Below are 23,670 nucleotides of genomic sequence, written 5' to 3'. Positions count from 1 at the left end.
ATGATCTGGTGGCGCAGGTCGAGGTGGGCCACCGGTTCGTCGAGCAGCAGCAGCGGCGCCTGCTGCGCCAGCGTGGCCGCCAGCGAGACACGCTGGCGCTCGCCGCCTGACAGGGTCAGCACGTCGCGCGCGGCCAGCGCATCGAGGTCCAGCTCGCGCATCACCGCCGCGACCACCGCGTCGTCCTCGCGGCCGGCCCAGCCCCATCCGGAGAGGTGCGGGTGACGGCCCACGGCCACGGCGTCGCGCACGGACATCGAGAAGGTATCGTGCACCGCCTGCGGCAGGTAGGCGCGGCGCAGCGCCAGCGCCGCGGGCGGGATCTCCAGCGGCGCGCGGCCGTCGAGCCGCACGGCGCCGCCGTCGGGCTTGCGCAGCCCTGCCAGCACCGCCATCAGCGTCGACTTGCCGACGCCATTCGGCCCGACGATGCACCACAGCTCGCCGGCCTGCACGGACAGGCTCAGGCCATCGAGCAGCGCGCGCGCGCCGGCCCGCAGCTGCAGCGCCTGCAGCGTCAGCGGCGGACAAATCGAAGCGGGTTCGTTCCAGCTTGGCATAAGGATCAGCGCGGCCTGCGCAACAGCAGGAAGAGAAAGGTCGGCACGCCCAGCAGCGCCGTGATCACGCCCACCGGCAACTGCGCCGGCGCGATCACGGTGCGCGCCACCAGGTCGGCTGCCATCAGCAGCGTACCGCCGAGCAATGCCGAAGCCGGCAGCAGCAGGCGCTGGTCGTTGCCCCAGGCCAGGCGCACCAGGTGCGGCACCACCAGGCCGACAAAGCCGATCGACCCGGCCGAAGTGATGGCCACCGCGATCGCCAGCGAGGCCAGCACGAACACGGACATGCGTACCGCGCCCACCCGCACGCCCAGCGACTGCGCCACCGTTTCGCCGAGCAGCATCACGTTGAGCGCGCGCGCCAGCGGCATGGCCAGCAGGACGGCCAGTGCCAGCGCCCCCAGTGCAAGCCCGTAGCTGGCGGTGCCGCCAAGATCGCCGGTGAGCCAGAACAGCATGCCGCGCAGGCGCGCCTCGGGCGCCACGCTCAGGATCAGGGTGATCAGCGCACCCCAGCCCGCGGCCAGGATCACGCCGGTCAGCAGCAGCCGCGAGCCGGCCTCATGATGGCCGCCCTGCACCTGCGGGTGCAGCAGGTCGCGCCGCGCCAGCACGGCCACCAGCACCATCGAGAACAGCGCGCCACCGGCAGCGCCGGCCTGCACCGCCCACAACGGCCACATCATCAGCATGGCGGTCAGCGCGCCCGTGGCGGCGCCGCCCGACACGCCCAGCACATACGGCTCGGCCAGCGGATTGCGCAACAGCACCTGCATCAGCGCGCCGGTCAAGGCCAGCAAACCGCCGCAGGCAAACGCAGCGGCCGCGCGCGGCAGGCGCAGCTCACGCACGATGGCGCCGGCGGTATCGTCAGTGGCACCGGACAGCGCGTGCCAGACCTGGGCGCCCGACAGCGACACGCTGCCCACCGCCAGCGACAGCAGGAACACCGCCACCCCGGTGGCGGCCAGCATCAGCCAGACGGCGAATGCGCGGCGCATCTCAGGCGGCCACCATCAGCGCTGGCGCCAGCCCAGCGTGATAAAGCCGGCGCGTCCCTGCGTGTTGAAGGGGTAGGCGAGCTGGTAGTTCTTGTCGAACAGGTTTTCCACGCGGGCGGCGACGAACCATTGCTTGTCGATGTTGTAGCGGGCATTGAGGTTGACGATACCGTATCCGCCCAGCGTACGCGAGCCGCTATCGAGACGCGCCGACGAGATGATCCACTCGCCGCCCAGGCGGAAGTCGCCGAACTGGCGGCCCACGTCGAAGGCGACATGGCGGCGCGCGCGGCGCAGCAGCTGCGTGTTGCTCTGCTCGTCCACCGGGTTCTGGAAGGTCGCGCTGGCGCCCACGTCGGTGCCCATCAACCTGGCGCGCCAGGAAGCCTCGATGCCCTGCACCTTGGCCTTGTTGACATTCTGCGCCAGGTACAGGCCGCTGGGCTGCAACGCCGCGGTGATCAGGTTGTCGTAGCGGGTCTCGAACGCGGTCACGCGCAGCAAGCCGACGCTGTCCGTGCTGTATTGCGCGCCCACCTCGACCGACTTGGCGCGCTCCGGCTTGATGCCGGGCTGGCCATAGTTGGGGTAGTAGAGTTCGTTGAAGGTGGGAGCGCGAAAGGCATTGCTGGCGTTGGCGATCAGCTTGATCGCGTCGGTCACGTTGTAGCCGTAACCGGCGAAGTAGCTCGCCTGGCTGCCGAAATCCGAATAGTGGTCGTTGCGCACATTGAGCTGCAGCTGGTGCTTGCCCAGGCGGCCATCGTAGCCGCCGAACACCGATGCAATATTGCGGCCCGGGGCGCCATAGACATTCGAGCTGAACTCCTGCTGCGCGTACTCCGTGCCGAACAGCAGCTTGTGGGTGGGCGCCAGCGCGTATTCGTTCTGCCAGGTGTACTGCCGGTTGCGCGTATTGAAGTTGCTGTTGAACAGGCCGTTCAAGGTGTTTTCGCTGTTGTCCCCGCTCTGGGCCACCTTGAAATGCGTGGTCCAGTCCCGGGTCAGCTTGCCATTGACGAACGCCGACACCGTGTACAGCTCGCTGTTCATCCACCAGACATCGGTGGGCTTGCCCGTGGTGCTGTCGTAGGAGAGCTTGCTCTTGGAATAATAAGCGCTGACGCCGGCGTCCCAGTCGCTCGAGAATCGGTGCTTGAGCTGGCCCGATACACTCTTGTTGTCGTAGGGATTGTCGTTCGGGTTGGGGCCGATACCCTTCTTTGCCTTGGCCGGATTATCCCCGTTCCACTGCGCGGCGTTGATCGCCGAGAAGCCATCGGTCTTGAACGCGGAGCCGGTGACGTTGAACGAGGTGTCGCCCACCTGGCCGCCGTAGCCCACCGTAGCCTGGCGCGTATTGTTGCTGCCATACTCGACCTGTGCATTGGCCGCCGGCGGCTGGCCCTCGCCGCTCTTGGTGAAGATCTGCACCACGCCTCCGATCGCGTCCGAACCATAGAGCGCCGAGACGTTGCCGCGCACCACCTCGATACGGTCGATCTGGTCGGGCAGGATATTCGACAGCTGGGCGGTGCCGCTGCTGGCCGCCGAGACCCGCACGCCGTCGATCAGGATCAGCGTCTGGTTGGAATTGGCCCCGCGCATGAACAGGCTGGTATTGGCGCCCATGCCGCCATTGGTGGCAAACTCCACGCCGGCCTGGGTGCGCAGCAATGAACGCAGATCGGGCGCCTGCGAATTGACGATGTCCTGCCGGGTCACCACCGTGGTGTGCGGCAGCGCCTCGGTCAGCGGTTGCGCGGTGCGGGTGGCGGTAACCACCACCGGTGCGAGCTGGGTGTCGGCAACAGGCTGAGCGGCTGGCTGGGAGGCCGGCTGGGCGGTGGACGACTCGGCCGGCTGGGCCATGGCAACACCGGATGCGCTTGCGGCCAGCAAGGCGACCAGCGCGGCGGGCAGTTGGCGGGTGACGAAAACGGTAGCGGTGTGGCAGTGCGCCGGCAATGCCGGACGGCTCGACCTGGAAGACGATGAGCGCATGATGCGAAGTGGGAGAGAACAGCCTGGTCCGTTCCCCCGCGGACCGTCTGGCGACGAAGCGCGCCGCTGCTTCGTGCCGGAAGGCGGTGAAAAAAGCGGGCGCGCTCTCGTTCAGGCCGGTATCCGGGCTGACGACATCGGTCCGACCGCCTTCCCGAACCTTGCGGTTCAGTGGCATGTGGGTCGGCCTTGCGATCTTGCGATCGCGGTCGCTTACCGTTGCGGGGGCAGCACAGGTTGGCCCTACCCTGCCCTGGCGGCGGTGGCTGGCTCCCTGTTTCCCGTTGAACTGCAACCCTGTAGTGAATAGGATTACGAGCACCTGGAACGTGCGCGAGTGTATGCAGTTTCCAGTCCAGCGTCAATGGTGCGGGAAATCAGCAGGAAAACGGCTGGAAACAGGCATAAAGACGTCGCCACGAATGCCGTTAAGCGACGATGCGTGCAACTTTCGACGCGTTGGCCCGGTCACACCCGACTGCTTTCGCCGTGTGCGCGATGGCGCTTGGGCTAAAATCCCAATACCCGAGACCCTAGATATGACAGGCTCCATGCTCACCGAACTCGAACAACTCGCCGCCAAGATCGGGCGCGTGCTGCACCATGCCGACACCCTCGCGGCCGAGAACCAGCGGCTGCGCGAGGAAATCGACCGCCTGCAGGCCGAGGCCAGCCAGCTGCGCGGTGATCGCGAGGCCATGGCGGCCGACCGCGAACTGCTCAATATCAAGATCGAGGAAGCGCAGCTGCGCATCCAGTCCATCCTCGACAAGCTGCCCACCGCCAGCGACGCCCGCCAGCTCGACCTGCTGGGCGAAGGCGAGACACCCGCCCGCGGCGGCGAAAAAGCTACCGGAGAAAACGCATGAGCAATAAGCAAGTCGAAGTCAACATTGCCGGCCAGTCCTACCGGTTCGCGATTTCGCCCGACAACGAAGCCGCGCTGCTCGAAGCCGTGGCACTGGTAGACGACCAGATGACCCGACTAAAGGGGGGAGTCTCCGCCAAGGGCGTGGAGCGCGTGGCCGTGATGGCAGCCATCAGCATCGCCTCCGACCTGCTGTCGCTCAAGCGCAAGCAGCAGGAGGACGGCGCGATTCCCGTCGACGCGGTGCGCGCGCGCATCCGCGAACTCAACGAGCGCGCCGACGAAGCGCTGCGCCAATACGCCCACGTGGGCACCAATACGACCGCGCCGCGCGGCTGAAAACGCAGCCACTGGCGGTGCCCCGCACGGCACAGCCAGGGCGGCGATGCGTGCGCCGTGCATGCGTTATGTGGCCGACGTGCCGCGCGCGTCAGCAAAATGTAACGACAGGCAAAGACGGGCTTGGTATTGGAAAGCAGTGCGGTGTATAGTGGAGCCAAGCCGCACGAAGCCACATAGTTGCGGCGCTTAGGTCGGGTTATCGCGCCTGACCGCCGTTTTCATCCCATCCTAGTTCGAAACGGCAAACGTCTGACAGCACGTCCGGAGCAGTATGTTCGGTAGTGCAACAAAGTCAGACGTTTGACAGTTTCCCTGCCTGGTTCGTCAGGATCATATTCCTTGAACCGATAAGCATTTGTTGGTGCGGGATAATGCCGCGTGGGCGAGCGCGTCACTCGATTCATAGTCTGCAGTCCGGGACTCCCTGATTTGGTGATGTACCCGAAATGCGGCTTCCGCAGCCACTCTGAACCTCACTTGGGTTCAGGATGCCGATCCAGCGGCCGAGGCGGGGACCCCTCTAAAAGGCGGTGGTTTTTTGACCACCGCCTTTTTCTTTGCCCACGTTTTTTGCCCGCGTTTTTTCACGGGGCGCCCGCTTTCGCTTCTCCGCGCGCAGCCACCGGTGCCCGCGCACGGTTTTCTTTTACCCGGGCTTGCTGCACCATAGCGCTGTTGCCAACGCCACGCCTGCCCTGCCCATGAGCCGATCCCCGCAAGCCGATACCGCCGCGCGCGCCCGCCAGTACTGGCTGATGAAATCGGAGCCCGACGAGGCCAGCATCGACACCCTGGCCGAGCGGGGCACCTTGCCATGGACCGGCGTGCGCAACTACCAGGCGCGCAACTTCATGCGCGACGCCATGCGCATCGGCGATGGCGTGCTGTTCTATCACTCCTCCTGTCCGCAGCCCGGCATTGCCGGCCTGGCCGAGGTCAGCTCGCAACCCTACCCCGACCCCACCCAGTTCGACCCGAAGAGCGACTACTACGATGCAGCCTCCAGGCAAGACGAACCGCGCTGGATGCTGGTCGACGTGCGCTTTGCCGGCAAGAGCCCGCTGATCTCGCTGGCCGACCTGCGCGCGCACGAGGAACTGGCCGACATGGTCGTGCTACGCCGCGGCAACCGGTTGTCGATCACGCCGGTGACACCGGCCGAATGGCGCTTCATCACCACGCGGCTGATGCGCTGAAGCCGCGCTGCACCGGCGCGCATCGCGGCGCGACTGCGCCCAGCGGCGCAAGGCAGCGTGGAAACAGGCTGCCGGCAACATAACGGCAACACCCGCAAATTCGATCCCGCCTCATGAGCCCTTCCCTGATTCCCGGACTGCTGCTGCTCGGTGCCTTCACCGGCTTCTGCGCGGGCCTGCTCGGCGTGGGCGGCGGCATGATGATGGTGCCGTTTCTCACGCTGCTGTTCACCGCCATGGCCTTTCCGGCCGAGGCCATCGTGCATATGGCGATCGCCACCTCGATGGCGACCATCCTGTTCACCTCGCTGTCCTCGGTGCGCGCCCACCACAAGCGCGGCATGGTGCGCTGGAAGCTGGTGCTGGCCCTCGCGCCAGGCATCCTGATCGGCGGCATGATCGGTGGCGGCAAGGTATTCGCGGCCCTCAAGACCGGCTGGCTGTCGTTATTGTTCTCGCTCTTCGTCGGCTTCTCCGCGTGGCAGATGCTGCGCAACCGCAGGCCGGCGCCGCACCGGCAGCTGCCGGCCACGCCGGGCATGCTCGGCGCCGGCGGAGTGATCGGCTTCCTGTCCAGCCTGGTGGGCGCGGGGGGAGGCTTTGTCTCGGTGCCGTTCATGACCTGGTGCAATGTGCCCATCCACAACGCCGTGGCCACCTCGGCCGCGCTAGGCTTTCCCATCGCGGTGGCGAGCGTGATCGGCTATGCATGGAGCGGGCTGGGCCAGGCCGGGCTGCCGCCCGGATCGCTCGGCTATATCTACCTGCCCGCCCTGGCGGTCATCGCCACGGCCAGCGTGCTGACCGCGCCGCTGGGCGCGCGCACTGCGCACAGCATGGATGTCGCACAGCTGAAGAAGATCTTCGCCTGCCTGCTGTTCTGCCTGTCGGCCTACATGCTGTGGAAGGCCTGGCATGCGTTCTGAACATCCGCATGGCGAAGAAAAGCCAGAGCGCGGCGGATACAAGTAGATACAAGGCCGATCGCGACGTTACGGAACGATCACCCGAGCCGCGCGTCTGATACGCATCGTTTTGAAAGGGAGAACGTCATGAAACAACTGCTTGCCGCAACGCTGCTGGGTACCACCGCCATGGCCGCTTCCGCCCAGGGCGGCGGTCCGGTCCACGAGCCGGCGCCCGCCGGCGTGCTGTCATTGTCCGCCCAGGCCGCCACCGAAGTGCCGACCGACGTGGTCCACCTCACGCTGACGGCCGAGCAGGAAGGTGCCGAGCCGGGCGCCATCTCCTCGTCGCTGTCGGCCAAGACGCAGGAAGTGATCGCGCAGGCAAAGCGTACCAGCGGCGTGCAGGCGCAATCCGGCGGCTTCAGCATCTATCCGTCCAACGACAAGAACGGGCGCATCAGCACCTGGCGCGGCCGCGCCGAGGTGATTCTGGAATCCCGCGACTTCACTGCGGTATCCAGGCTCGCGGGCCAGCTCGCCAGCCAGATGCAGGTGCAGAACATCACCTTCTCGCTGTCGCGGGAAGCACGCCAGGCGGCCGAAGCCAGGCTCACCGAACAGGCCGTGGCCTCGTTCCGCGACAAGGCGCAGGCTACCACCAGACTGTTCGGCTACGGCAGCTATACCATCCGTGAAGTGCAGGTGGGCGAAGTCGGCGCGGTGCAGCCGATGCCGCGCATGTACGCGGCCAAGGCCATGATGGCCGACTCCGTGCCGGTACCGGTCGAGGGCGGCAAGGCCCAGGTCACCGTGACAGTGAACGGTTCGGTGCAGATGCTGAAGTAAGCCGCGCGCTCGCCAGCGGGGCGCATGCTTCCGTCTCCCATGCCTCGGGAGAGAACGAGCGCCTGCACCGCGTGACGACGGGGCGGCGGCATCGACCGCCACCCCGCTCGGCCCGACCGGCCCGACCGGCCTACAAGGCCGCGAACTGCTGGCGCAGCACGTTCTTCTGCACTTTGCCCATGGTGTTGCGCGGCAATTCTTCCACCAGGTGCACGCGCTTGGGCACCTTGAAGTTGGCGATGTGTCCCTTGAGCGAACCGATCAGGTTGGACTCGTCGAGCGCGGCGCCCGGCTTGCCGACCACCACCGCCACCACGGCCTCGCCGAAATCCGCGTGCGGCACGCCGATCACGGCGCTCTCCGCCACGCCGGGCATCTCGTCGATGAAGCTCTCGATCTCCTTGGGGTAGACGTTGTAGCCGCCGGAGATGATCAGGTCCTTGCTGCGGCCGACGATGGTCAGGTAGTCGTCTGGCACCTTGCGCTCGCCGGCCTGGCTGACGATGGCGCCGCCGAAGCGGCCGACGTCGCCGGTCTTGAACCAGCCGTCTTCGGTGAATTCTTCCAGCGTCTTTTCCGGCATGCGCCAGTAGCCCTTGAACACATTGGGGCCGCGCACTTCCACATTGCCGATTTCGCCCGCCGCGCACGGCTTGCCGTCGCCATCCGCCACGCGCACCGACACGCCCGGCAGCGCCTTGCCCACGGTGCCGCCGATACGCTCGCCGGCCTCTGTCTCATAGGGATTGGAGACCAGCATCACGGTCTCGCTCATGCCGTAGCGCTCCAGGATGGTGTGCCCGGTGCGCGCGCGGAACGCATCGAAGGTTTCCATCAGCAGCGGCGCCGAGCCCGACACGAACAGCCGCATGCGGCGGCAGGTGTCGTCGTCGAAACGCGGCTCCTGCAGCATGCGCACGTAGTAGGTCGGCACGCCCATCATCACCGTTGCGCGCGGCAGGAATTTCAGCACCTGCGCCATGTCGAGCCTGGGCGCCCAGATCATCTTGGCGCCGGCCAGCAGCGCGCCATGCGAGGCCACGAACAGGCCATGCACGTGGAAGATCGGCAGCATGTGCAACAGCACGTCGTCGCTGCGCCAGCCCCAGTATTCATGCAGGGTCCTGGCGTTGGCGGCCAGGTTGCCGTGGCTCAGCATGGCGCCCTTGCTGCGGCCCGTGGTGCCCGAGGTGTAGAGAATGGCGGCGAGGTCGTCGGCGCCGCGCGCCACCGTGCGGAAGGAGTCCGGCTGCGCGGCGGCGCGGGCCAGTAGCGAGCCTGAGCGGTCCTCGTCCAGCGTGAAGACATGACGGGTGCCGTGGCGGAACGCCACCTTGGAGACCCAGCCGAAATTGGCGCTGCTGCACACCACCACGGCCGGCTCCGCGTTGCCGACGAAGTAGTCGATCTCGGCTTCCTGGTAGGCGGTATTGAGCGGCAGGTAGATGTAGCCGGCGCGCAGCGTGGCCAGGTACAGGAACAACGCCTCGGGCGACTTCTCCACCTGCACCGCCACCCGCGCGCCCTCGGGCAGCTTGAGCGCGCTCAGCAGGTTGGCCAGCTTGGCGGTGGCGCGATCAAGGTCGTCCCAGCTGTAGTAGAGGCCGTCGTGGGTTTCAATGCAGCAGGCGCTGCGGTCCGCCGGAAAGCGGGATTCGAACAGGGCGAACAGGTTGGCGTTCATATTGCGGAAGATATAAAACGGAATCGGCAATAGCATAGGCGTGGGCGCTCGATAGCCGGCCAGCTCAACAGCCGGTCATGATAGGCCCGTTGCTACTGCCCGGTAAAGCGCGGCGGGCGGCGGTCCAGGAACGCGGCCACGCCCTCGGCATGGTCGGCGCTGCCGCCGTAGCGGAAGTGCGCGTCCTGTTCCGCCGCGCTCAGCGGCTCGGGCGACGCCGACAGGCGCCGGATGGTTTCCTTGTTGATGCGGGCAGCAAGTGGCGCGCCGGCAACAATGCGCGTCACCGCCGCTGCCACTTCGTCGGCCAGCCATTCGCGTGGCACGACCCGCGTCAGCAAGCCCTTGTCGCGGGCCTCGGCGGCGTCGAATACGCGCCCCTCCAGCAGGATTTCCAGCGTCACGGCGCGCCCCGCCAGGGCCAGCAGCCCGCCGAGCTCGCCGGGCGCCATGGGAAACCCGAGCCGGTTGATGGGCACGCCGAAGCGGCTGTCGTCGGCGGCGATACGCAGGTCGCAGTGACAGGCGATCTCCAGCCCGCCGCCCACGCAGACCCCTTCGATCCAGGCCACCGTGGGATGCAGGCAGCCGCAGACGGCGGCCAGCGCCGGCGCGATCACGTCGGCATGATAGCGGCGCAGCGCGGCGGCATCGCCACGCTCTTCGGGAAACTCTGCGATGTCGGCGCCGGCCGCAAAATTGCCGTCGGCGCCACGCACCACCACGCAGCGCAGCGAGGTATCGGCCGAGAGCCGCGCGAAGCCTTCCGCCAGCGCGCGCCACATCGCCACCGAGATGGCGTTGAGCTTGCCCGCGTGCGACAGCGTGACGGTGGCGACGTCGCCGTCACGCGTGAACTCCACCGCACCGCTCATGCGCGCTCTCCCGGCATTCCGGGCGTATCGGTATGCATGCTTCGATTCCTCTTCAATCCGTTCAATCGGTTCAATCGACTCAATCGACTCAATCGATCTTGGCGCCGGACTGCTGCACCACCTGGGCCCAGCGCTTGATCTCGGCGCGCTGGAACTGTGCAAACTGTTCCTGCGTGTAGACCGGGATATCCGAGCCGTTGGCAAGCCAGATCTGCTTCATCTCGGGCGTGCTCAGTGCTTTCTCCACTTCGGCATACAGTTTATCGACGATCTCCTTGGACGTGCCCTTGGGCACCCACATCGCATACCAGGTGGAGACGTCATAGTTCTTCACGCCGGCCTCGGCCGCGGTCGGCACGTTGGGAACGGTGGCCGAACGCTTGTTCGATGCCACCGCCAGCGCCTTGATGCGGCCGCCGCGGATATGCTGGGCCGAGGAACCGAGCCCGTCGAACACCATGTCCACCTGGCCGGCCATCAGGTCCGACAGCGCCGGCCCCGCCCCCTTGTAGGGAATATGGGTGATGAAGGTCTTGGTCTGCAGCTTGAACAGCTCGCCCGCCAGATGGTGGGAAGAGCCGTTGCCGGCCGAGCCGTAGTTGAGCTTGCCGGGATTCTTCCTGGCGTAGTCGATCAGTTCGCCCAGCGTGCTGGCGGGCACCTTCGCCGGGTTCACCACGATCACCTGCGGCGGCTGCGCGATCACCGTGACCGGGATGAAATCCTTCTCGATGTCGTAGTCCAGCTTCTTGTAGAACGACGGTGCGATCGCATGGTGGGCACCGCCGATGAAGACGGTGTAGCCATCCGGTGCCGCCTTGGAGGCAATGCTGGCGCCCACCGTGCCGCCGGCGCCGCCGCGATTGTCGATCACGAACTGCTTGCCCATCTGCTTGGAAAGCTGCGCGGTGAGCGGACGGGCAAAGGCGTCGGTGCCGCCGCCGGCCGGGAACGGCACGATCACGGTGACCGGCTTGGACGGCCAGGTATCGGCCTGCGCCGCGGTGGCAACCGCGCCAAGACCCGCGCCGAGCGCGCAGGCCAGCCCTGCCAGTTGAAACTGACGACGATTCATTGTTCTGTCTCCTCTCTCTTATGCTGCGGAAGGTATTTCGAAGGATCAAGCAAAGGGCTGCCCGAACAGCCCGGCGACAAGGCCCTGCCTACGACCTGGCCAGGGTCACAACAACTTCCCGACGGCGCGGCTGATCCGTGGGTTGCCGTTGCCGAGGCGAGCCAGATTGTCATCCAGCGCCTCGGTCACGTAGAGGTAATTGACCATCATGCCCAACGACTGCGCGCGCCCCTTGCGGGACAGGTCGGCAGCCCAGTTCAGGCGCTCCACGCAGGCGCCGTTGCCCAGGTGGAAGCGCGCCACCGGATCGGCCGGCAGCGCCTGCTGGCGCTCGCGCACCAGATAGTGCGCGGCCAGCGCCAGCGCGGTGTCGCGCACCTGCGCGTCCTCCGAGCCGGCAGGCAATGCGGCGAGCCAGGCGGCGCCATCCGCCGGCTGGCTGCCATGATCGCCGCGCCAGCGCGCGAGCCGCTTGTCGCCCAGCACCCTGGCGACCGTCTCGCCATCCTGCTTGCGCAGCCACTCGGCGAAACCGGGAATCGGCGACAGCGTGGCGAACTGCTTCAGCTTGGGGAATTCGCGCTGCAATTCCTCGATCACCCGCTTGAGCAGGAAGTTGCCGAAGCTCACGCCGCGCAAGCCCGCCTGCGTATTGGAGATCGAATAGAAGATGGCCCACTTCACGCGCCGCAGGTCCTCCAGCGGCGCGGCCTCGTCCAGCAGCGCATGGACGTTGGCCGCCATCTCTGGCACGAACGCCACCTCGACGAAGATCAGCGGCTCGCGCGGCATGCGCGGATGGAAGAAGGCGTAGCAGCGGCGGTCCGAGTCGAGCCGGTTGCGCAGGTCGGCCCAGGAGGCGATCTCGTGCACGGCTTCATAGCGGATCAGCTTCTCCAGCAGCGAGGCCGGCGAGTCCCAGGTGATCGGCTGCAGCTCCAGCAGGCCCACGTCGAACCAGTTGGAGAACAGCGCCTCGAGATCGTCGTCGAGCGGACGCAGGCCCGGCACGCGTTTATGCCAGCGCAGCATGTCGGCGCGCAGGCCGATCAGGAAATGCAGGCCGCAGACGCTGCCGCCCTGCTCGCCGTGCAAGGCCGCCAGCCGCTTGAAAAAGCGGATGCGCGCGTTGGACAGCGCTTGCGACAGTCCGGAGGCGGACTTGCCCGCCTTGCCGTCCTCGCCCGCCTCCGCGCTGCCGCTGGCCGCCACTTCCGCCAGCACGCCGAGCATGGCCTGGCGCGCATCGTCTCCGGCCGCCTCGTACTCGGCGCGCCAGGATTGCGCGGCGGTATTGGCGGCGCCGTCGGTCAGGCGCGCGTCGAAGCACTGGCGCAATTGCTCGCGCTGCCGGCGCAGCACGCGCGCCGGCAATACCGCAGCCTTGGCGTCGGCCCTGGCATCCGGCCTGGCCTTGCCGGCGGCATCGCGCTCGCCCTTGCGCCCCCACCAGCGGCCAAAGCGCGACAACAGGGTTTCACCGGCGGGCTCGTGGCCGCTGAGCGGCGCGCTGACTTTCTGTTCGCTGAGGGAATCCATTGGCTACCTGCTATCGATCGATGGAAGATTTGTCCGACGAGCCGGCGCTGCCGCCGTCCTTGCCCGCCAGCCGCAGGCGTCCACGCCGCGGCGCGCGGGTATCCGGCACCGCGTCGGCGCTGTCGGCATGCGGCACCGCCTCCGCCGCATCCAGCGCCCGGAGCGCGCCGCGCTGGCGCAGCAAGTGCGTCTTCATCAGCGTTTCGGCGCCCTCGGGATCGTGCGCCTTGAGCGCGGAGAACACGGACAGGTGCTCGGCGCAGGACTCCTGCATGCGCCCTGGCAATTTCAGGCTCTTGTGGCGCGACAGCCGCAGCACCTTGCGCAGGTCGCCAATCAGGCCGGACAGCCAGCGGTTGCCGGCCAGGCGCTGGATCGCCTCGTGGATCTGGTAGTTGGTTTCGTAGTAGGCGTCGATACTGCCGGCCTGCGCATAGCGCGCCAGGTCGGCGTGCAGGCTTTCGAGCGCGTCCAGGTCGGTGCTGGTGGCATTGCGCGCGGCCTCGTAGGCGCAGCGCCCTTCCAGCAGCGCCATCAGCGGAAAGATCTCGTCGAGGTCCTGCTCGGACAGCGCATTGACGAAGCACCCCCGGCGCGGCTCGAGGCGCACCAGCCCTTCGGCGGCCAGCACCTTGAGCGCCTCGCGCATCGGCGTGCGGGAGATCCCCATCGATCCGGCCACGCTGGCTTCGTCGATCCACGCGCCGGGCATCAGCACGTGCTCGTCGATCATGGCGCGCAGGCGCTCCGCGACTTCGAGATACAGGGCCTGCTGGACGATGCGCATGACGTCTCCGGAGGGAAGATGGCGTTGGCATCGGGATGGCTGCCGCAGTGTCTTGCCAGTCCCAATAATTCATAATTATGAATAACCGTAGCGGGATGACAAGCGAATTCGATGCTGCGGAGCCGCATGAGTCACTCCCGCATGGCAGGCGGGACTGCCGGAAGGCGGCTCGCGAGGCGCCGGCGCGGCGAAGCCGGGGACCGTGCGCGGACCGCGCTTATCCGGCCTGCTGCAAGATCCTGCGCGCCCGCTCCAGCACCGGCCGGTCGACCATCTTGCCGTCGACGGCGACCGCAGCGCCATTGGCATCCGCGGCAGTGGCCACGATGCGCCGCGCCCAGGCGAGCTGGTCGGCGGACGGCGCCAGGCCGGCATGCACCGGCGCCACCTGCTGCGGATGGATCAGCAGCTTGGCGCCAAAACCGAAGCGGCGCGCGCGCGCGGTGTGCCGGGCCAGTTCCGCGGCATCGCCCAGCGCCGTGCAGACGCCGTCCACCGGCGCCGGCAAGCCCGCCGCGCGCGAATGCGCCACCAGCTTGCTGCGGAAATAATCCAGCGGCTCGTCCTCGTCCGCCACGTCAAGGTCGAACATCAGGTCGATGCTGCCGAACAGCAGCCGCACCACGCCGGCGGCGCGGCTCACGTCGCGCAGGTCGGCAAAGCCGGCCGCGGTTTCCATCAGCGGATAGCAGCGGGCCTGCGGCATGGCGCGGGCCAGGGCCGCCAGCGCCACCGCGTCGGCCTTTGGCAGCACCAGGCCAAAGGCCTGCTGCGCGCGGCACCAGTCCAGGTCGCCCGCGTGATACTCGCTGCCGGCGGCATTCACGCGCACCAGCAGTGCCACGCCGGCAGCAGCAGCCTGCGCCTGCCATTGCGCCCAGCCTGCGCGCAGGCCCTCGCGGGCGGACACCTTGGCCTGCGGCGCCACCGCGTCCTCGAAATCCACGATCACCGCATCGGCACCCGATCCGATGGCGAGACCGATGCGCTCGGCACGCGTGGCGGGCACGAACAGGTAGCTGCGCGCCAGCGCATGCAGCTTGGCGGTCGCGCTCATACCGCCCCCACGCCGCGCAGCGCCTCGACCTGCTCGGGCGTCAGGCCCAGTTCGGCCAGCACCGCGCCGGTATGCTGGCCGACCGCGGGCACCGGGTCCATGCGGGCGTCCTGCGCGCCCGGCGGCAACAAGGCCGGCACCGGGCCCGCCGGCGTTTCGACCTGCCGCCAGCGTTCGCGCGCGGCCAGCTGCGGATGGGCCCAGACGTCGGCCATGGTGTTGACGCGCGCATTGGCGATGCCCGCCGCGTCGAGGCGCGCGGTAACCTGCTCTGCGTCGAGGGCGGCAAAGGCTGCCACGATGCGCGCGCGCAGCGCGGCGCGATTGGCGCTGCGCAGGCTGTTGTCGGCATAGTCGGGATGCGCTGCCAGGGCCGGGTCCTCCAGCACGCTCGCACAAAACACCTTCCACTCGCGTTCGTTCTGCAGGCCCAGCATCACGGTCTTGCCATCGCCGGTGGGAAACGGGCCATACGGGTAGATGGTGGCGTGGGCCGCGCCGGCGCGCGGCGGCGGCTCGGCGCCGTCGAAGGCGTAGTAGAGCGGAAAGCCCATCCACTCCACGGTGGACTCCAGCATCGAGATGTCGATGCGCTTGCCGCGCCCGCTCTGGCTGCGCTCGATCAGGGCCGCCAGGATATTGCTGTAGGCATACATGCCGGCGGCGATGTCGGCCACCGAGGCGCCGGCCTTGACGCCTTCCGCAGGCGTGCCCGTCACCGACACGAAGCCCGATTCGCTCTGCACCAGCAGGTCGTAGGCCTTCTTGTCCCGGTAGGGACCATCGGCGCCATAGCCCGAGATATCGCAGACGATCAGGCGCGCAAAGCGCTCGCTGAGCGCGGCGTAGTCCAGCCCCAGCCGCGCCGCCGCGCCGGGGGCCAGGTTCTGCACCAGCACGTCGGCCCTGGCCAGAAGCGCATCGAGCACGGGCGCCGCCTGCGCGTGCTTGACGTCGAGCGTGAGGCTTTCCTTGGAACGGTTGGTCCAGACGAAGTGCGAGGACAGACCGTGCACGCGGCCATCGTAGGCGCGCGCGAAATCGCCCGCGCCAGGGCGCTCTATCTTGATCACGCGCGCGCCGAGATCGGCCAGCTGGCGCGTGCAGAAAGGCGCGGCGATGGCCTGCTCCAGGGAAACGACGGTGATGCCTTTCAGCGGTTGGGACATGGCTTGATCCGGTGGCACGGTGGTGCGATGACGGGTTGGAAGGTGCCGGCGCGCACGCGAGCGCGCACGGCCAGCCCACAATCTAGCCGCAGCCGCGCCTGCTGGGAAATAGGGAATACCTGGCGGGCTATAAGTAGAATAAATACCTGCCCCGTTCCTACCCTTCCTCCAGCATCCAAGGACACCCGATGGATATCCGCTCCATGCGCTACTTCGTGGCCATCGTCGATCACGGCAGCCTGACCCGCGCCGCCGAAGTGGCGTGCGTGGCGCAGCCCGCGCTGAGCCAGCAGCTGGCCGCGCTCGAAGCCGAGTACGGCGTGCCGCTGGTGCACCGCGGCCCCAAGGGCGTGAAGCCCACCGAAGCCGGCAAGACGCTGTACCGTCATGCGCGCACCATCCTCAAGCAGGTGGAAAGCGCCGGGGCCGACGTGCGGGCCGCGGGCGCCGGGGTCTCCGGCGCGGTCGCCATCGGCCTGCCCACCACGGCCGCCGCCGCCTTCGGCATGCCGCTGATCCGCGCGGTGCGGGAGCGCTATCCGCAGGTGCGCCTGCAGCTGTTCGAAAGCATGAGCGGCTATATCTCGGAACTGCTCAACAACAACCGGCTGGATTTCGCCATCCTGTTCCGCGACACGCCCTCGCGCGCGATCGAACCCGAGGCGCTGGCGAGCGAGTCGCTCTACCTGATCGGCAACCTGCCGGAGAGCACCGGCGCCCGCCGGCGCCGCCCGGCCGGGGCTGGCCGCGGCACCATCGCGCTCAAACAGCTGGCGGGCGTGCCGCTGGCGCTGCCAAGCGGTTCGCAGGGCCTGCGCGAAGTGCTCGAGCGCAACTTCGCGCAGGCCGGCGTTGCGCCGAACGTGGTGGCCGATCTCGACTCCCTGTCCTGCCTGCTGGCCACCGCGCGCGAGGGACTGGCCTGCACCATCCTGCCGGCCTCCGCGGTGAACCCCAGCGATGCCGCCATGCCCACCCGGCTGATCCTGCCCGAGCTGCGCCGTACGCTGTCGCTGTGCTGGCCGCGCGCGTTGCCGCGCACGCGCGCGGCGGAAGCGGTGGCCGAGATCCTGCGCGAGATCGTCGCCGCGCGCATTGCGCAGGGCGGCTCGCTGAAGCCGGCGCCGGGCATGCCGGACGCCGTGCCGGAATAAATAATACTTATGGCGCTAGTCGGCGATTGAATTTCCCGGGCGTGAACCCCTCGTGTAGAGTTGCCGCCAGCAACGGGCAAAGGCGCGGCCAGACGAAAAAAGCCGGTGCGCCACCCGACATCGAGGAGACACCATGCAACGCACCCGCCATGCCCTGGCCGGCATCGCCGCGGCGATCTCGCTGTTCGCCAGCGTCGCCGCGCAGGCCGAGGCCTACCCGGTCAAACCCATCCAGATGATCGTGCCGCAGGCGCCCGGCGGCACCAACGACATCGTCGCCCGCCTGGTCGCGGCCGATCTGTCGCAACGCCTCGGCCAGCAGGTGGTGGTGGAAAACCGCCCCGGCGCCGGCGGCAATATCGGCACGCAGGCAGCCGCGCGCGCCGCGCCCGACGGCTACACCCTGCTGATGACCATCAGCAGCACACAGGCCATCAATCCCTCGCTGTACCGTCAGGTGCCGTTCGACCCGGTGCGCGATTTCGAGCCGATCTCGCCGGTGGCAAGCGTGCCCAATGTGCTGGTGGCCAATCCCGCTTTCCCGGCCAGGACGCTGCCGGAGCTGATCGGCATGGCCAAGGCCAAACCCGACTACTACCGCTTCGCCTCGGCCGGCAACGGTACCCTGAACCACCTGCTGGGCGAGATGCTCAACAGCATGGCCGGCATCAAGCTGGAGCACGTGCCCTACAAGGGCGTGGCCCCGGCGCTCAACGACGTGCTCGGCAACCAAGTGCCGCTGGCCTTCGCCAGCCTGCCGTCGGTGCTGCCGCATATCAAGGCGGGCAAGGTGCGCGCGCTCGGCGTCAGTTCCGCCAAACGTTCGCCTTTCGCGCCGGACATCCCCACCATCGGCGAGACCGTGCCGGGCTATAGCGGCGACCTGTGGGTGGGCCTGTTCGCGGTCAAGGGCACGCCCAGGGAGGTCACGCTAAAGCTGTCCCAGACCATGCAGGCAGCGCTCGCCGACAAGGCCCTGCGCGACAAGCTGGCAGCGCAGGGGGCGGAAGCGCTCACCGGCACGCCGCAGCAGTTCGCCGCCATGCTCAAGGCCGATATGGACAAGTGGGCCGTGATCGTGAAGAAGTCCGGGGCGCAGGTGGACTGAGGCCGCAGCGGGCGGCTTGATGGTCAGAGCGAGGCCTCGTGGCACGGCCGGTTCGCTCCCCTCTCCCGCTTCGCTTCTTGTAGCTACTAGCCCCCTCTCCCCATGCGCGGAGAGGGAGTGACAACCACCGGGCACTTCAAACTGCGCTGGCGCGTCCGGTCAGCCTGGTCCGGCGCTTTGGGCTGAGGTTGTCAAGCGTGTGAGGCCAGCAGAGCAGCCTGCACCCGCTATCCATTCATCCGCCGCCAAAGGCGCTATCGCACCGAAGCCTGCGCCGCATGCCCGCGGCGATAAGCCCACACCACCATCGCCACGCCCGCCAGGATCATCGGCAGGCTGAGCCACTGGCCCATGGAGAAGTTCAGCGCCAGCAGGCCAAGGAAATTGTCCGGCTCGCGCGCAAACTCGGCGAGGAAGCGGAAACCGCCGTAGCCGATCAGGAACACGCCCGAGACCGCGCCCATGGGCCGCGGCTTCCTGGAGAACAGCCACAGGACGATGAACAGCGCCACGCCTTCGCCGGCGAACTGGTAGAGCTGGGAAGGATGGCGCGGGATATTGTCGCCGGCCTGCGGGAAGATCATGCCCCACGGCAGGTCGGTGGGGCGGCCCCATAGCTCGCCGTTGATGAAGTTGCCGATGCGCCCTGCGGCCAGGCCGCAGGGGATCATCGGCGCGATAAAGTCGGTGACCTCCATCCAGTGCCGGCCGCGCAGCTTGGCGAACAGCCACATCGCCACCACCACGCCCAGGAAGCCGCCGTGGAAGGCCATGCCGCCCTCCCACACCTTGAAGATCTCGAGGGGGTGGGAGAAATAGTAGTCGGCCTTGTAGAACAGCACATAACCGAGGCGCCCGCCCAGGATCACGCCCAGCACGCCATAGAACAGCATGTCGTCCAGGTCCTTGGCGCTCCAGCCCTGGGCGGCGATATGCGGCTGGCGGATGCGCAGCCGGCCGAACCCCAGGAACATGATGAAGCCGGCGAGGTACATCAGCCCGTACCAGCGGATGGCGAGCGGGCCGAGGTGAATGGCGACCGGATCGAATTGGGGATGAATCAGCATGTTTGCCGTGAAGTTGGGTTGTAAGAAGACCGCATGCGTCCTGTGTCCGGTGACCTGCGCGCCCTGCATCGGGAAGCCGCCGGGGCGCCGGACTCAGCGCTCGGGCTGCGGCTGCGCCGGGCGCCTTCTGCCCGGCTTGCGGTCCGGTTGGTCGCCGGGTTTTATTTCCGGCTTTATGCCAGCCTTTTGCGTCACGGTCATGGCAGCAGCCAGCGCCCCGGCAATCTCGATAAACGACCCCAGCACCGGGCTTACGCTGCCCGCGCCGGCCTCCCGCCAGACCAGGCCGGTCTCGATATCGGGCCCGGCGCCGCGCAACGGCAGGTAGGACACACCGGTACGCCGAAGGTTGCAAAGCGAGGCCGGCACCAGCGCCACGCCCATGCCGGCCGACACCAGGCTGACGATGGTCTGCATCTGGATGGCCTCCTGGGCAATGACCGGCGTCAGGCCTTCGCGCGCATAGCAGCCCGTAATGATGTCATAAAACGCCGGCGCGCTTCGCCGCGGGAAGATGATAAGCGGCTCATGCCCCGCATCTTTGAGTGAAACACTACCATCCGCGGCGGCGCCCTCCCCTTCAGCGCCAGCCGGACGCCAGCCCTGCGGCACCGCCATCACCAGCGGTTCGCGCACCAGCGGCAGGTAGCAAACGCCAGGCGGCATCGCCGGCAGTTGCGGACGGATCACCAGCCCGGCATCGATGCTGCCCTCCATCAGCGCCTCCAGCTGGATATCGCTGGTGGCTTCACGCAACTGCAGGTGCACCATGGGATGGCGCGTGCGAAAGCGCCGCAGCAGGTCGGGCAGGATGCCGTAGTCGGCCGTGCTGACAAAGGCCAGCGAGAGCGAGCCGGCCTCCCCCCGCGCCAGCCGCTGGGCGAGTCCCGGCAGCGCGGCGGCGTCGGCCAGCACGCGGCGCACCTCGGGCAGCCATTGCTGGCCGGCCGGGGTCAGCGCCACGGAACGCCGTGTGCGGGCGAACAGCTGCACTCCGATCTCCTCCTCCAGCGCCTGGATCTGCTGGGATAGCGGGGGCTGGGTCATGGCCAGGCGGCGCGCAGCATGGCCAAAATGCAGCTCTTCGGCCACGGTGACGAAATAGCGCAACTGGCGCAGGTCCACATCGGCTCCTGATATGTCTTTCGACTCAATAAAGGTTGAATAATATATTTGACACCATAAAAGGCAAGCGGCATGCTCTCCTCGACAACATGGCGAGCGCCTGCCCGGTCTTCAGGTGGCAGATAGCTGAACCAGCCAAACCGCCTGCGCAGGCCGGCACACTTCCCCCCCGGAGATTCCCATGGCATACAACAAACGCTCGCAGCACATCACGCAAGGCGTGGCGCGCTCCCCCAACCGTTCGATGTACTACGCGCTGGGCTACAAGAAGGAAGACTTCGACAAGCCGATGGTAGGCATCGCCAACGGCCACTCCACCATCACGCCGTGCAACTCCGGCCTGCAACGCCTGGCCGACGCCGCTGTTGCCGCCATCAAGGCCTCCGACGCCAATCCGCAGATCTTCGGCACCCCGACCATCTCGGACGGCATGTCGATGGGCACCGAAGGCATGAAATACTCGCTGATCTCGCGCGAGGTCATCGCCGACTGCATCGAGACCGCGGCCCAGGGCCAGTGGATGGACGGCGTGGTCGTGATCGGCGGCTGCGACAAGAACATGCCGGGCGGCATGATCGCGCTGGCGCGCACCAATGTGCCGGGCATCTACGTCTACGGCGGCACCATCAAGCCGGGCAACTGGAAGGGCAAGGACCTGACCATCGTGTCGTCGTTCGAGGCCGTGGGCGAATTCACCGCCGGCCGCATGACCCAGGAAGACTTCGAAGGCGTGGAAAAGAACGCCTGCCCGTCGTCGGGCTCGTGCGGCGGCATGTACACCGCCAACACCATGAGCTCCTCGTTCGAGGCGCTGGGCATGTCGCTGCTGTACTCGTCGACCATGGCCAACCCGGACCAGGAAAAGGTCGACAGCGCCGCCGAGTCGGCACGCGTGCTGGTCGATGCCATCAAGAAGGACATCAAGCCGCGCGACATCATCACGCGCAAGTCGATCGAGAACGCGGTCTCGCTGATCATGGCCACCGGCGGCTCCACCAACGCCGTGCTGCACTACCTGGCGATCGCCCACTCGGCCGAAGTGGAATGGACCATCGACGACTTCGAGCGCATCCGCCGCAAGGTGCCGGTGATCTGCAACCTGAAGCCCTCCGGCCAGTACGTGGCCACCGACCTGCACCGCGCGGGCGGCATTCCCCAGGTCATGAAGATCCTGCTCAAGGCCGGCCTGCTGCATGGCGATTGCCTGACCATCACCGGCCGCACCCTGGCCGAGGAACTGGAAAACGTGCCCGACACCCCGCGTGCCGACCAGGACGTGATCCTGCCGATCGAAAAGGCGCTGTACAAGGAAGGCCACCTGGCCATCCTGAAGGGCAACCTGGCCGAAGAAGGCGCGGTCGCCAAGATCACCGGCCTGAAGAACCCCGTCATCACCGGCCCGGCCCGCGTGTTCGAGGACGAGCAAAGCGCCATGGACGCCATCCTGGCCGACAAGATCAACGCCGGCGACATCCTGGTGCTGCGCTACCTGGGCCCCAAGGGCGGCCCCGGCATGCCTGAAATGCTGGCCCCCACCTCGGCCATCATCGGCAAGGGCCTGGGCGAATCGGTCGGCTTCATCACCGATGGCCGCTTCTCGGGCGGCACCTGGGGCATGGTGGTCGGCCACGTCGCACCGGAAGCCCACGTGGGCGGCACCATCGCGCTGGTGCACGAAGGCGACTCCGTCACCATCGACGCGCACAAGCTGCTGCTGCAGCTCAACGTGAGCGAGGAAGAGCTGGCCAGGCGCCGCGCGGCATGGCAGCAACCGGCCCCGCGTTACACGCGCGGCGTGCTGGCGAAGTTCTCCAGGCTGGCTTCGACGGCGAGCAAGGGGGCTGTGACGGACTGAGGCTGAGGCATACGGTCCGGTCTTCACTGCCGAAATGGAAAAAGCCCGCGAGCGATCGCGGGCTTTTTCCATGGTGCGATGGAGGCTGCGTGAGGCCAAGCGAATTGCCCTGACATGCAATCCCTCACAGCCACAGTACGAAGAACGAAACGAAGGGACCGAAGCACCAAGAAAGAAGCGCTGTTCCCCCAACACCGACTCGGTGTAGCCGTGTTTGCCGCCCCGAGGGGCGGCAAACACCCAAGCGCGATGCGAAGCGAGCCGTCAGGGTTTGCTGGCCGTATGGGGCGCCTTCTTTGCCTACTTTCTTGGCAAGACAAGAAAGCAGGTCGCCTCCCAGCAGGGGAGGTGAAACTGCCTTTGACTTTAGGCTTTTGAAGTTAAGCAGTTGCAGTTGCAGTTGCAATCAAACCGTACCCCCTCCCCTCACATCCCGCCCGGGTCCCGCTCGATCTCTTCCAGCGTGGCGTCCAGCCATTCCACCAGCCGGGCCTCCAGCGCCTGCGTCAGCTCCGACGCCAGCTGTGCTGTCAGCGGGGCCAGCCGCGATTGCAGCGTGGCCTCGGTATGGGCCTCCACCACCTGCGGCCATTCGGTGCGAAAGCGCATCATCACGCGGGTCAGCAGCTCGCTGCGTACCGCGCGCAGTTCTTCCTCGCTGGGCGGCGGCGCGCTGGCGTGGGAAACGGAATAGGCGCCGTCACGCGTGGACGGCGCCGGCTGGGACAGCGTGGGCACGTCGGGCACGGGAACGGCAGAGCCAGGCTCCATCGGCATGACGACGTGGGTCACAGCCCCAGGCCAGGCCGCGTCGTTAAGCTGCGCAGGCGGGCCGGCGTCACCGGCCCGCGCCGCGGCGCCTGGCATGGCCCCCGCGCCGGGCAGGGGCGGCGTGGCGCCATCGGCGGGCAGTTCAACGACCTCCGTCAGCAACGGGATGCTGTCGTTCGGCCCCATGCGCGGAATCACGCGCGAGGTGGTGCGTTCGGTCATGCGGCGCCCCCCTTGCCCTGCCCGGCCTGGGCAATATCGTGGTGAGCCAGCGGATAGCCGCGCTCACGGTAGAGCCGGAAGCGCTCGCGGCCCGCGGCGCGGTCGTCGGCGTCGCTGCCCACCACCTCGATCATGCGCTCGAAGCTGGCGAACTGCGCGGGCGGCCGGGTGTCGAGGTTGATCAGGAGCTGGTGATGCGGGGCCTGGTCCAGCGTGGCCGCCAGCACGATCGGCGTCACCTCGGCGTGCGGGCTGTCGACCCCGCAATGGGGCAGGAAATCAAGCGCGGAGAATGTCCACAGGCGCATGTCGAGTTGCGCCAGCTGGTCCGGCGTGCCATGCACCACCAGCTTCTGGCCGGCGCCGTAGGCCTTGCGGACCAGCCGGCAGGCGTAGCCGAGCTTGTCGGGCACGTTGCTGTGGAAATCGATACGCGTCATGGGCAAAGAAGACA

At 67.5% G+C, this 23,670-nt stretch carries 22 protein-coding genes, 1 other RNA gene and 1 riboswitch; of the genes, 9 read left to right on the top strand and 14 right to left on the bottom strand.

All coding sequences use genetic code 11. The features are described from left to right. The 3 genes from P3W85_RS43785 to P3W85_RS43775 form a co-directional block, all read right to left on the bottom strand. Positions 1-560, bottom strand: a 560-nt coding sequence (locus tag P3W85_RS43785; protein WP_276269411.1) for an ABC transporter ATP-binding protein, incomplete at its 3' end; no start/stop codon positions are given. A 5-nt stretch (positions 561-565) separates the two neighbouring features. Next, positions 566-1,564, bottom strand: a complete 999-nt coding sequence (locus P3W85_RS43780; RefSeq protein WP_276269410.1) for a FecCD family ABC transporter permease — start codon at positions 1,562-1,564, stop codon at positions 566-568. 15 nt (positions 1,565-1,579) lie between these two features. Beyond that, complete coding sequence (locus P3W85_RS43775) at positions 1,580-3,436, bottom strand: TonB-dependent receptor domain-containing protein (RefSeq protein WP_430869723.1); 1,857 nt, start codon at positions 3,434-3,436, stop codon at positions 1,580-1,582. Between the two features lie 229 nt (positions 3,437-3,665). Then, positions 3,666-3,910, bottom strand: a riboswitch (cobalamin riboswitch). A gap of 209 nt (positions 3,911-4,119) precedes the next feature. Here P3W85_RS43775 and P3W85_RS43770 point away from each other — a divergent pair. From P3W85_RS43770 to P3W85_RS43745, 6 genes are all read left to right on the top strand, one after another. After that, entirely contained in the window at positions 4,120-4,437 is a 318-nt protein-coding gene (locus tag P3W85_RS43770) for a hypothetical protein (protein WP_017225216.1), read from the top strand. Next, positions 4,434-4,775 carry a cell division protein ZapA gene (locus P3W85_RS43765; RefSeq protein ID WP_017225215.1) on the top strand — a complete coding sequence of 114 codons (342 nt, stop codon included), beginning with the start codon at positions 4,434-4,436 and terminating at the stop codon, positions 4,773-4,775. The genes P3W85_RS43770 and P3W85_RS43765 overlap by 4 nt, the downstream gene beginning before the upstream one ends. Positions 4,776-5,084: 309 nt before the next feature. Beyond that, positions 5,085-5,297: non-coding RNA, 6S RNA (gene ssrS / locus P3W85_RS43760), on the top strand. Between the two features lie 182 nt (positions 5,298-5,479). Further along, on the top strand, positions 5,480-5,974 hold the full coding sequence (locus tag P3W85_RS43755) for an EVE domain-containing protein (RefSeq protein WP_017225214.1): 495 nt from the start codon (positions 5,480-5,482) through the stop codon (positions 5,972-5,974). Between the two features lie 113 nt (positions 5,975-6,087). Beyond that, a complete protein-coding gene (locus tag P3W85_RS43750) occupies positions 6,088-6,900 on the top strand; it encodes a sulfite exporter TauE/SafE family protein (RefSeq protein WP_276269408.1) in 813 nt (270 codons plus the stop codon). 126 nt (positions 6,901-7,026) lie between these two features. Continuing rightward, positions 7,027-7,728, top strand: coding sequence for an SIMPL domain-containing protein (locus tag P3W85_RS43745; protein WP_276269407.1), 702 nt, complete (start codon positions 7,027-7,029; stop codon positions 7,726-7,728). 130 nt (positions 7,729-7,858) lie between these two features. On the opposite strand, the gene P3W85_RS43740 is transcribed toward P3W85_RS43745, so the two are convergent. The 7 genes from P3W85_RS43740 to P3W85_RS43710 all read right to left on the bottom strand — a co-directional run bounded on the left by P3W85_RS43740 (position 7,859) and on the right by P3W85_RS43710 (position 15,914). Next, positions 7,859-9,412, bottom strand: coding sequence for a malonate--CoA ligase (locus P3W85_RS43740; RefSeq protein ID WP_276269412.1), 1,554 nt, complete (start codon positions 9,410-9,412; stop codon positions 7,859-7,861). A gap of 92 nt (positions 9,413-9,504) precedes the next feature. Then, entirely contained in the window at positions 9,505-10,287 is a 783-nt protein-coding gene (locus tag P3W85_RS43735) for an enoyl-CoA hydratase/isomerase family protein (RefSeq protein ID WP_276269406.1), read from the bottom strand. Positions 10,288-10,375: 88 nt separating this feature from the next. After that, entirely contained in the window at positions 10,376-11,362 is a 987-nt protein-coding gene (locus tag P3W85_RS43730) for a Bug family tripartite tricarboxylate transporter substrate binding protein (protein ID WP_017226499.1), read from the bottom strand. Between the two features lie 105 nt (positions 11,363-11,467). Continuing rightward, positions 11,468-12,901: a malonyl-CoA decarboxylase domain-containing protein gene (locus P3W85_RS43725; RefSeq protein ID WP_276269405.1), complete on the bottom strand. Its 1,434-nt coding sequence runs from the start codon at positions 12,899-12,901 to the stop codon at positions 11,468-11,470. Positions 12,902-12,911: 10 nt separating this feature from the next. After that, the gene (locus P3W85_RS43720; protein WP_276269404.1) at positions 12,912-13,688 is read right to left on the bottom strand and encodes a GntR family transcriptional regulator; all 777 of its coding nucleotides are present in this window, start codon (positions 13,686-13,688) and stop codon (positions 12,912-12,914) included. Between the two features lie 217 nt (positions 13,689-13,905). Then, positions 13,906-14,745 carry an HpcH/HpaI aldolase/citrate lyase family protein gene (locus P3W85_RS43715; protein ID WP_276269403.1) on the bottom strand — a complete coding sequence of 280 codons (840 nt, stop codon included), beginning with the start codon at positions 14,743-14,745 and terminating at the stop codon, positions 13,906-13,908. Beyond that, on the bottom strand, positions 14,742-15,914 hold the full coding sequence (locus P3W85_RS43710) for a CaiB/BaiF CoA transferase family protein (protein WP_276269402.1): 1,173 nt from the start codon (positions 15,912-15,914) through the stop codon (positions 14,742-14,744). The genes P3W85_RS43715 and P3W85_RS43710 overlap by 4 nt, the downstream gene beginning before the upstream one ends. A 188-nt stretch (positions 15,915-16,102) precedes the next feature. On the opposite strand from P3W85_RS43710, the gene P3W85_RS43705 reads away from it, so the two are divergent. Both P3W85_RS43705 and P3W85_RS43700 read left to right on the top strand, forming a co-directional pair. Continuing rightward, entirely contained in the window at positions 16,103-17,068 is a 966-nt protein-coding gene (locus P3W85_RS43705; RefSeq protein WP_276269401.1) for a LysR substrate-binding domain-containing protein, read from the top strand. Positions 17,069-17,201: 133 nt separating this feature from the next. Further along, positions 17,202-18,176 (top strand): Bug family tripartite tricarboxylate transporter substrate binding protein, encoded by a 975-nt coding sequence (locus P3W85_RS43700; RefSeq protein ID WP_276269400.1) that lies wholly within the window; start codon positions 17,202-17,204, stop codon positions 18,174-18,176. A gap of 254 nt (positions 18,177-18,430) precedes the next feature. Here the strand turns inward: P3W85_RS43700 and lgt are convergent, their stop codons facing one another. Then, the gene (lgt, locus tag P3W85_RS43695; RefSeq protein ID WP_035814003.1) at positions 18,431-19,243 is read right to left on the bottom strand and encodes a prolipoprotein diacylglyceryl transferase; all 813 of its coding nucleotides are present in this window, start codon (positions 19,241-19,243) and stop codon (positions 18,431-18,433) included. A 93-nt stretch (positions 19,244-19,336) separates the two neighbouring features. After that, the gene (locus P3W85_RS43690; protein ID WP_017228594.1) at positions 19,337-20,368 is read right to left on the bottom strand and encodes a LysR family transcriptional regulator; all 1,032 of its coding nucleotides are present in this window, start codon (positions 20,366-20,368) and stop codon (positions 19,337-19,339) included. A 181-nt stretch (positions 20,369-20,549) separates the two neighbouring features. Here P3W85_RS43690 and ilvD point away from each other — a divergent pair, with 181 nt between their 5' ends. Beyond that, the gene (ilvD, locus tag P3W85_RS43685) at positions 20,550-22,223 is read left to right on the top strand and encodes a dihydroxy-acid dehydratase (protein WP_276269399.1); all 1,674 of its coding nucleotides are present in this window, start codon (positions 20,550-20,552) and stop codon (positions 22,221-22,223) included. Positions 22,224-22,649: 426 nt separating this feature from the next. On the opposite strand, the gene P3W85_RS43680 is transcribed toward ilvD, so the two are convergent. Then, positions 22,650-23,216, bottom strand: coding sequence for a hypothetical protein (locus P3W85_RS43680; protein ID WP_017228592.1), 567 nt, complete (start codon positions 23,214-23,216; stop codon positions 22,650-22,652). After that, positions 23,213-23,656: a DNA polymerase III subunit chi gene (locus tag P3W85_RS43675; RefSeq protein WP_017228591.1), complete on the bottom strand. Its 444-nt coding sequence runs from the start codon at positions 23,654-23,656 to the stop codon at positions 23,213-23,215. The genes P3W85_RS43680 and P3W85_RS43675 overlap by 4 nt, the downstream gene beginning before the upstream one ends. Positions 23,657-23,670 lie beyond the last annotated feature (14 nt).

Origin of the sequence: Cupriavidus basilensis (assembly GCF_029335485.1) — a bacterium.
Lineage (GTDB): Bacteria > Pseudomonadota > Gammaproteobacteria > Burkholderiales > Burkholderiaceae > Cupriavidus > Cupriavidus basilensis_E.
The sequence above is the reverse complement of the archived record's forward strand: the minus strand, read 5'-3'. Positions and strand labels throughout refer to the sequence as shown.